Here is a 9053-nt window from a genome sequence, read left to right as displayed (position 1 = left end):
AAGCCGCCCTGCTGACCGCCGCCGAACTGGCTCATGTCGAAGCCGCCCTGTTGACCGCCGCCAAACTGGCTAAAGTCGAAGCCGCCCTGCTGTCCGCCGCCGAACTGACTAAAGTCGAAGCCGCCCTGCTGACCACCGCCTACATTGGTGTCAGTGTTGGTATTTGTGTTGTTGTCAGGCTGTGGATTCGGTGATCCGTCAAATGAAATGCTCTTTACATTGGCAGAACCGTTTGAACGATAGCCCTCGATGTTAAGGGATACCTCATAAAGAGTACCGCTCATATCGAGACCTGCCTGTGACCATGCGTCAAAGTGCTTGGAAACGCTGATAGTGCCCTTCATATAGTTGGTCTGGTTGTTTGCTGAGCCGCTCTGCTGACGAATGCTCCAGTACTGCGGGAAGGTAGCTGTACCGTCCAGAGAGGGCTGGTTGTAACGCATTGTCTTGGCGATGTCGTAGGTATGGCCGTCGAGAGTTACGGTACCCTTTCTTTCACCGTCGTTTCCGGGTGGACGCCAGTCGCCCCAGCCTTCAACGATGTAGTACTCCATGAGGGGATTTCTCGTCCAGCCGTAAACGCACATATACGAGTTTCCTCTTGGTGTGTATTCAACATCGTATGAGAGGGTGATGTCTCCGAAAGCCTTGTAGTTTTTCTTCTGGCTGTCGTAGTTTTTACCCATACGAGCAAGGAAGTTTTCGATGTTGCTCCATGAGCAGGAGAAGGAACCTGCGCCGGGATTCATTGAAACCTGTCCCTGTCCGTTCTGATTCCACATCTCGTAGTCGAATCCGCCGATATTGCCTCTTGTCTGCTGGTCGGCAGCAGATACGACTGTCGGGACGCTTGATGCGATCATCAGCGCAGAAACGGTGCCGCTGATGACCTTTTTGATTTTGGACATTTTCACTAAAATCACTCCTTTGTTTTTGTCTGCAAAAACCCTCTAATGCAGCTGTTTAAGAACGAAATTTAGTAGTCCCCCAATATATATCTTTATGCTTTTATTATAACATTATAGTTGGCGTTAACAAGTATTTTCTTGCTATCATGTTATACAATTTTGTCGGTTTTTGCTTTTATATACTATTTGTAAATCGCTCTCGGAGCTTTTTATCAGTCTTGTATACATGGAGTTTACGGCGTTTTCGTGTAATTATTGCTTTTTTGTGCTGCTCATGCTATAATGAATGCAAGCATTCATAGCATAACGCATAAATATCAAAAACAGGAGGTCGGATATGAACGCAAAAGAATATCTTGAAATACTTCACATTGCGGAGCGGTTAAAGGACACACCTCGGCACTGCACCACATCAAAGAGAAGAACGGAGAGTGTTGCGGAGCACAGCTGGCGAATGGCTCTTATGGCTATGCTGCTGAGAAATGAATTTCCCGATACGGATATCGACAAGGTCATAGCTATGTGCGTGATACATGACCTCGGGGAGTGCTTTACGGGGGATATCCCCACATTTGCAAAGACAGACTCTGACCGCGCAAGGGAGGACGAACTTCTGGAAAAGTGGCTCAGGTCTCTGCCAGCGGATATCTCGGAAAGGTTCACGGCGCTGTTTGATGAGATGAACCAGCAGAAGACTCAGGAGGCGAAGCTCTTCAAGGCTATCGACAAGCTTGAAGCTCTTATCCAGCATAACGAGTCGCCCCTCGATACATGGTCGGAAAACGAGCGCGAGCTGAACAAGGTCTATGCATTTGATACAGCGGCGTTTTCAGAGTGGCTCACGGAGCTGAGGAAAGAGATACTCCGCGATACCCTTGAAAAACTGGGCGAAGCCTGAAATACCGCAAGAAATGCTTTGACATTTTTGCGGTTTGATGATAATATAAAGGCAGGATATGATATATCCTGTCTATGATGTTTTGTTTTATTTATGGCAGCAAAAGCTGCTGATATGAGGTTTCAGTGAGGAGGAAACGCAATGGCGATAGGGTTCAGAAGGACAGCAGCGGCTCTGACAGCAGGTATGTGTCTGCTGGGAGCAGTAAATATCCCGTCGGTTATGCCGACAGCTCAGGTGTATGCGGCTGATTTTACCGAAAATGGTACTGCAGACGGCTATTATTATGAGTTGTGGAATCAGGATTACGCAGGAGAATTCAATTACGAAAACACTGAAAACAACGGCTTTACCTTTAGCTGGGACGGCATAGTGAACGCCTTAGTGCTTAAAGGCGATTCATTTAAAAGAAATACTCTCTTTGCGTCGCGTATAAAAGAATACAATGTGACATACGACGCAGATGTGAACTACATGGACGGAAGCGCATTTGCAGGCGTTTACGGCTGGATGGAGAAACCAAACGCCTATATGGAGTTTTACATCATTGACAGCTGGGGAAGCTGGCGGCCTAACTTAGATAAAGAACCGCTCGGCTCGTTTGAATCCAATGGTATCACCTATGATATTTACAAGGATATCAGATCGCAGATGGCCTGCTTTTCGGCTGAGCCTCCTACATATATGTACTATAGTATTGCGCATGAGAATCTTGCCGAAAAGACCGACGGAGTCTGCAATGTGAAGAATACTGTCAACATCGTCGATCATTTCAAGGCGTGGAGCGAGGCAGGCTTTGAGCTGGGATATATGTATGATGCTGGTTTTTCCGTACAGCCCTACAGAAGTAAGGGCGAGGCAAAGCTTAACTCTCTCAGTATAAGCAAGGAGATAACGGATAATACCAATTACGGTCCAGAGGAAGTATATACGTTTCATGAGCCCAAAGAGCCGGATGAAGAGGGCAGAGTGGAATATATCGATTTTGAAGCCGAGAACCCCAAAGTAGGGGCAGTCGGCGAGAATGCTTCTGCTGTCTATGACAGTGAGCACAGCTTCAGCGGCGAAAAGGCTATGCACGTTTCGGGCGGCTCTTTTGAGTATAAGATAGATCCCTATGACTTCAAAAAGGATGAGTACGGCTGCAGGGACATCGCTGTCGGCATGAAGCTATATCATAACGGAGACAAGGACATTAAGTTTAATGCTCAGCTGATAACCTCCAGGGACGATAAAGAGAATATCGTCGGTATCTGTCTCAGAACAGGTGTGCAGAATCGCTGGAGCAGTTTTGAGAATATCAGTTTTGCTCTGAATAATGATATTTTTTTAGGTCAGTTCCTGCGCATAACAGCTTCCGAGCCTGTGGATTTCTGGATAGATGATTTTTACATAGTCAATGCTGAGGACTACCCGAAAGTGCCCAAGCGTATACGCGGAGATATGAATGGCGATAAAAAAATCGATATTTACGACGTCATAGCATTGCGAAAAGAGCTTCTCAGAGCAGGGGAGTTTAACATTTGCAGCGATTTTGACGTAAACGGCGACTGCAAGCTCGATATAAGCGACCTTGTTCTCCTTACAGGCTTTGTGTTAGGCAGGACGGATTCCATTCCCGAGCCCGAGCGCGAGATTTTCCTCGACTACGGCGGATTTAACAAGACTCTCAATGGCGAAAATTTTGAGGTCAACGCACGGAATGACAGGTCTGACAATGTAAAAACAGCAGTCCGCTCTGACGGCTCGTTTATGGCGGATTGGCACGGAACGGATTATTATGAAGTGAAACGCTATAAATGGCTTGAGGATTTTGACGAGCTCAGTATCAGATACTCGGGTATCGCAAAGACTGTCAGCCATAAAGATGACAGATATAAAAAAGGCGTCGAGCTGAAAATAACAGGTCACTTCAAAAAGAATTATAATGAGATCCTTTATATATTCGTAAATGAAGGCTACAGCGAAGACGCGATCGACTATTACAACGCTTCGCTCGATATCATAGATATAGGCGGCAAGAAGTACTATATGGAAAGGAAAGAGGAGGAGCTCGGCTCAGAAGTAATAACGAGAGTGTGGCTTTATTGCACAGAGAGCTTCAATGAATCCGACGAACTGAGCAATACACAAAACGAAGTGGATTTTGCCGAGATAATGAAAGCCCTTGATGTTGAGGGCTATAAGCCGAAAGAGGGATATTTTGAGTTTTCTGCAAGAAATGCCGACGGCTATGTCGATTTCGATGAGATATCCTTCAATGATAAGAGTAAAAAAGCAGAATAACACAAAGCCAGTGCAGTTTAGCGAGGGCGTGATAAAGAAATTTATCACGCCCTCTAAAATAATAAAGAATAATGAATAAAGAATAATAGTGGTATCGCCTTCGGCGATATTTTTTAATATATCCGTGAAACGGATACCTTAATTCTTATTTCTTATTTATTCTCTATTCTTTTAGAAAAAGCCGTAAAGAAGCTAAAACTTCTTTACGGCTTTTTTGCTTTACTGCATGGGCTTTGTGTTATTCGGTTTCTCCGCGTTCTATTCGCTCGGCGAGGTCGTTGAGGTACACCCAGCGCTCCATTTTTTCGGCAAGCTCGTTTTCGAGCTGTTCCTTTTTGTCGGACAGCTCCTGCAATTTCACATAATCCGAGGAATTTGCTGCGATATCCTTTTCGGCAGCGGCAATCTGCTCTTCAAGAGAAGCGATATCGTCGTCGATAGTTTCAAATTCGCGCTGCTCCTTGAATGAAAAGCGGAGTTTCTTTTTGCCGACAAAAACGCGCTCTTTCTTTGTGTTTTCCTTTTTTGGCTTTGGAGCTTCATCAGCGTACATTTCCTTGGCTTTTTCGGCATAATCGGAGTAATTTCCGTTGAATCTGGTGCAGATGCCGTTTCTGAACTCAAATATCTCATTTGCCGTTTTATCGAGGAAGTATCTATCGTGAGACACGGCAATGACAGCTCCGCTGAAGCTTTCGAGGTAGTCCTCAAGTATGGTGAGAGTCGTTATGTCAAGGTCGTTGGTAGGCTCGTCCAGCAGAAGGATATTCGGCGCGGTCATAAGAATTTTCAGCAGATACAGTCTTTTTCTTTCGCCGCCCGACAGCTTTTCGATACGGTTCCACTGGAGCTCTGAATTGAACAGGAATCGCTCCAGCATCTGTGAAGCGGTAACTGTTCCGTCGGGAGTGCGGACGATGTCGGCAGTCTCCCTTATGTACTCGATTACGCGCACGGACGGATCCATGGACTCGCACTCCTGAGAGAAATAGCCGATATTGACGGTATCGCCGAGGATTATCCTGCCCGAATCGGGAGATATATCACCGTGAAGCATTTTCAGAAAAGTGCTCTTGCCCTCGCCGTTGCGTCCGACAATGCCTATCCTTGCGTCACGGGAGACTATGTAGGAGAAGTCCGTGATAAGAGGCTTTCCGTCTATAGTTTTGCTGATATTCTCAATTTCTATGGTCTTTCTGCCAAGTCTTGACGATACGGACTGTAGCTGCACCTTTTCCGCCGCCACAGGGATTTCGCGGCTTTTAAGCGCCTCGAAGCGCTCTATCCTGTCTTTGGACTTGGTGCCGCGTGCTCTTGCGCCTCGGCTTATCCATTCAAGCTCTCTGCGGTAAAGACTGCGGTTCTTGCGTTCGGCAGCCTCTGCGTCAGCTTCGCGCTGAGCCTTCTGCATGAGGTAGTCGCTGTAGCTGCCCTCGCAGACGTAGAGCTTTCCGCGGTCTATCTCAACAATCTTGCTGCAAATCTTATTGAGGAAGTAACGGTCATGAGTTACCATGACAATAGCGCCGCGGTACTTCATCAGCAGGTCTTCAAGGAGCTGCGCTGTCTCGTTGTCGATATGGTTGGTGGGCTCGTCAAGGAGAAGAACATCGCTGGGCTGTATCAGGGCGGCAGCTATGCCTGCGCGGCGCTTCTCGCCGCCCGAAAGGGTGCTGATATCGCGCTGCTGGTCGGAGATACCAAGCTTTTCCAGTATGGACTTTGCTTCGTATTCCTTAGCCTGCCGCAGGTCTTTCGGCAGATGTAAGAGTACCTGTTCGAGAATGCTGCCGCTTTCAGCGAATTCGGGTATCTGTGGCAGATAGGATATCCTTATGCCGTTAGTTCTGATGATGTCGCCGCTGTCGGCTTCCTCTGCGCCTGCAAGTATCTTCAGCAGGGTGGACTTGCCCGTGCCGTTTATGCCGATGATACCGACCTTGTCGCCCTCGTTGAGAAAGAACGACACATCGTCCAGCACCTTGCGTTCCATATATGTCTTTGATATATTCTGAGCAGTTAATAGTATCACTGAGAATTCTCCTTGTTATTCAGATTAACAGTATAATCTTATCATATTCTATCTGAGCTGTCAACTCGGGTGCTTGGCGGATAAAAAAGTTTTTTTCAGTCGGCTATTGACACAGGCTGAAAAAGGTGTTATTATAAAAGTACCATAAAGAGTGCGTGAGGGACAAGCCCTGAGACCGCACAGCAACCTGCATATATGTAAGGTGCTAAAGCTTGAACGATGGGATAATAAAGCGAAACAGCGATCCCGTCGTGACGATGGGGTCGCTTTTGTGCTCTTATGGAATATTTTCAAAGGAGTGCATATTTATGCGTACTATCAGAGACATTTTATCAGAAGAGGAAAGAGTTTGGCTGTATTTCGATACCGAGGAGCTTTGCAGGCAGTTTTATGAGGAAACCGACCTCAGATTCGGTGACCTGCCGAAAGAAAAGTGGCAGACAGGCTATGTCATAGGAGTTCACAGCGACGGCACTATGGGACACCTTTCGCTTTATGTGTGGTGCAGGTCCTTTTCATCGGATTCTCCCACTATCCCCAAGAGGATAGACTACAGGAAGTTCATCAACGGCGAGAGCGACTATTACTGTACCGAATCCCATTTCAGAGCCGCTGTTTCAGCAAAATAACTTCGCTTTCGGTGAGCTGTCGGTATTCGCCCTGTCCGAGAGAGCTGTCGAGGGGCAGCTCTCCTATCTTGTCGCGGCGAAGATAGAATATCCGACAGCCTATCGCTTCAAGCATACGCTTTACCTGATGCTTTTTGCCCTCGCAAATGGTGATAGAAGCCGAAAAAGCCGCACCGTCGGGATTTTTCATGTATCGCTCGCGGCGCTCCGCAGGCATGAAGCCTTCAAGCTCCCCGATACGGTACTCCCTGTGGAGCTGGAAAACGGCTTCTTTAGCGGTGAATCCTGCCATAGCAATGCCGCTTTCGAGAAGCTGACGCTTCTCCTCGTTCATAGTGCCTATAGCGTAGAAAAAATAGGTCTTGCTGATATGGCGGTCAGGCTGCATTATTTTGAAGTCAAGGTCGCCGTCGTCGGTGAGTATCAGCAGTCCGCAGGTGTCCTTGTCAAGCCTGCCTACAGGGTGGAGCTTTTCCGCAAGCTGTGCAGGGAAGTAGTCCATGACTGTCCTGTGTACTGCGTCAGACCGTGCAGTAACGCAGCCCTGTGGCTTGTTGAACATATAGTATAGCATATCATCACCTGCCTGTATCATTATCAATCACTATTTTAGCATATTATGAAATGAGAGTCAATTTATGTATCGGATAATTCTTGAAAATCAGCTGTTACTGTGGTATAATTAAGAAAAACCTGACCGAAAGGAGCGCCTATGTTCAGAAAAATTGCTGCGGCGGTATCTGCCGCCATACTGTCAGTCAGCCTTGCTTCCTGTTCAATGACGGAAAAATCTGTCACAGAAGTGGTGAATAATACGGAAGTACCGCCGAAAATGCTGTTTCTCGGGGACTCCATAGCGGCAGGCTACGGACTGGAGGGCTATACTGCCGATGATAATTATCACTGCCGCTCCTATTCCAATATCCTCAGGGAAAAGTACAATGAGGAGCTCCGCGGCAAATGCGGTCATACCATGGTGAATAAGGCGGTATCTGGAGCGACTTCCTCAGACCTTATCGGGCAGATACAGAGCGGCCAGCTTGACAGCGACCTTGCGGACAGCGACGCCATCGTGGTATCTATCGGCGGCAACGACCTGCTTGGCATTATGCTTGACCTGTTCAACAGCATGGGAATAAGCGAAAACGGCTCGTTTGATACGGGAAATATCGACTTTTTCACTGCGGCGTCCTTGTTTCTCAGCATAAACAGCGACGTTGACAAGGCTCTTGACCAATTTGAGCTGAATATCAAGACCATAGCCGAGGAGCTTGACAGGCGTACCGATGGCACGGTCTACATACAGACGCTCTATGATCCGCTGGAATACTACAGCAAATTCAAGCGCGTTACGGATTTTTCAGATGAGAAAATAGGCAGGCTCAACGAGATAATCACGGAAAACTCCGCCTGCGGCTATAAGGTCATAGACATTGCCGCGGACTTTGATGGCAAGGCAGACAGCCTTACCAATATTGCAGATTTCGATATCCACCCCAATGCAAAGGGACACGAGGTCATCGCAGAGGACGTGGACGCGGCTTTTCGCGCAACGGGCTTCACGTATACTACTACAGTCTACGGCGACAGACAGCTCTCGTCAGAGGGCAGGATAGCTATTGGCGGTATCATTGCAGGCATTGCTTTCCTGACAGTTGTGGGAGCGGCTCTGCTGGTGAGAAAGAAAAAAGAATAACAGGAGACAAATATGGATAAGGTTCGCAGACATATAATTTTTTACGGCTATGTGCAGGGCGTGGGCTTCCGCTGGAAGGCTAAGAATACCGCAAGGCGGCTGGGACTAAGCGGCTGGGTGCGCAATCTTGACGACGGCTCTGTGGAAATGGAGGCAGAGGGTACGGAGAGAGATATCTCCGACCTTGTTGAGGCTATGGAAAACCACTCATGGGGCAGCGTTGAACGCATAGAATCGGAGCGGGTACCCGTTCACGGAGATTACAGCTTTGAGGTGAGATAAATCATAACCACCACTGAAGTGGTGGTTTGCACAGCCCCTAAAAGGGGCGAATACAGGCTCACCCACTAAAGTGGGCACTGAAGGTTTGACATTGCATTACTATCTCGAGCAGCCGCTTCAAGCGGCTGTTTCTTTTTGCTTACTTATTCTTACTACCCGTAAACGGGTCAATGTACTCTTTGAATGTTAGCTGATCTGCCATGCAATCTTCTTCTGTTTGATTCTTTATGTATTCTCGTATGACTTTTTCATTTCGTCCTACCGTATCTACATAGTATCCTCTGCACCAGAAGTGACGACTTCCATATTTGTACTTCAAATT

At 47.4% G+C, this 9053-nt stretch carries 9 protein-coding genes and 1 riboswitch; of the genes, 5 read left to right on the top strand and 4 right to left on the bottom strand.

Translation table 11 applies throughout. The features are described 5' to 3' along the window. The coding region (locus T497_RS17135) for a glycoside hydrolase family 11 protein (protein WP_242840034.1) at positions 1-908 on the bottom strand (908 nt) is incomplete at its 3' end. A 337-nt stretch (positions 909-1245) separates the two neighbouring features. Here T497_RS17135 and T497_RS0115000 point away from each other — a divergent pair. Both T497_RS0115000 and T497_RS0114995 read left to right on the top strand, forming a co-directional pair. Next, positions 1246-1806, top strand: coding sequence for an HD domain-containing protein (locus tag T497_RS0115000; protein WP_028516315.1), 561 nt, complete (start codon positions 1246-1248; stop codon positions 1804-1806). Between the two features lie 141 nt (positions 1807-1947). After that, positions 1948-4092, top strand: a complete 2145-nt coding sequence (locus tag T497_RS0114995) for a glycoside hydrolase family 11 protein (RefSeq protein WP_028516314.1) — start codon at positions 1948-1950, stop codon at positions 4090-4092. 238 nt (positions 4093-4330) lie between these two features. Here T497_RS0114995 and T497_RS0114990 read toward each other — a convergent pair whose 3' ends face one another. Beyond that, on the bottom strand, positions 4331-6124 hold the full coding sequence (locus T497_RS0114990) for an ABC-F family ATP-binding cassette domain-containing protein (protein ID WP_028516313.1): 1794 nt from the start codon (positions 6122-6124) through the stop codon (positions 4331-4333). Positions 6125-6263: 139 nt separating this feature from the next. Continuing rightward, positions 6264-6350: riboswitch (SAM riboswitch) on the top strand. An 82-nt stretch (positions 6351-6432) separates the two neighbouring features. On the opposite strand from T497_RS0114990, the gene T497_RS0114985 reads away from it, so the two are divergent. Next, positions 6433-6753, top strand: a complete 321-nt coding sequence (locus T497_RS0114985; RefSeq protein WP_037325400.1) for a hypothetical protein — start codon at positions 6433-6435, stop codon at positions 6751-6753. Here T497_RS0114985 and T497_RS17130 read toward each other — a convergent pair. Then, positions 6728-7327: a pseudouridine synthase gene (locus T497_RS17130; protein ID WP_196243056.1), complete on the bottom strand. Its 600-nt coding sequence runs from the start codon at positions 7325-7327 to the stop codon at positions 6728-6730. The genes T497_RS0114985 and T497_RS17130 overlap by 26 nt on opposite strands. 138 nt (positions 7328-7465) lie before the next feature. Here T497_RS17130 and T497_RS0114975 point away from each other — a divergent pair, with 138 nt between their 5' ends. Next, on the top strand, positions 7466-8449 hold the full coding sequence (locus T497_RS0114975; RefSeq protein WP_028516311.1) for an SGNH/GDSL hydrolase family protein: 984 nt from the start codon (positions 7466-7468) through the stop codon (positions 8447-8449). A gap of 12 nt (positions 8450-8461) precedes the next feature. Further along, a complete protein-coding gene (locus T497_RS0114970; protein WP_028516310.1) occupies positions 8462-8731 on the top strand; it encodes an acylphosphatase in 270 nt (89 codons plus the stop codon). Positions 8732-8870: 139 nt separating this feature from the next. Here the strand turns inward: T497_RS0114970 and T497_RS0114965 are convergent. Next, positions 8871-9053 (bottom strand): IS200/IS605 family transposase (locus tag T497_RS0114965; RefSeq protein ID WP_028514862.1); only part of this gene is annotated, 183 nt, incomplete at its 5' end.

It is taken from the genome of Ruminococcus flavefaciens MA2007, from assembly GCF_000621845.1.
Taxonomy (GTDB): Bacteria; Bacillota; Clostridia; order Oscillospirales; family Ruminococcaceae; genus Ruminococcus; species Ruminococcus flavefaciens_E.
Note: the sequence above shows the minus strand (reverse complement) of the source record. Positions and strands in the feature narration are given on the sequence as shown.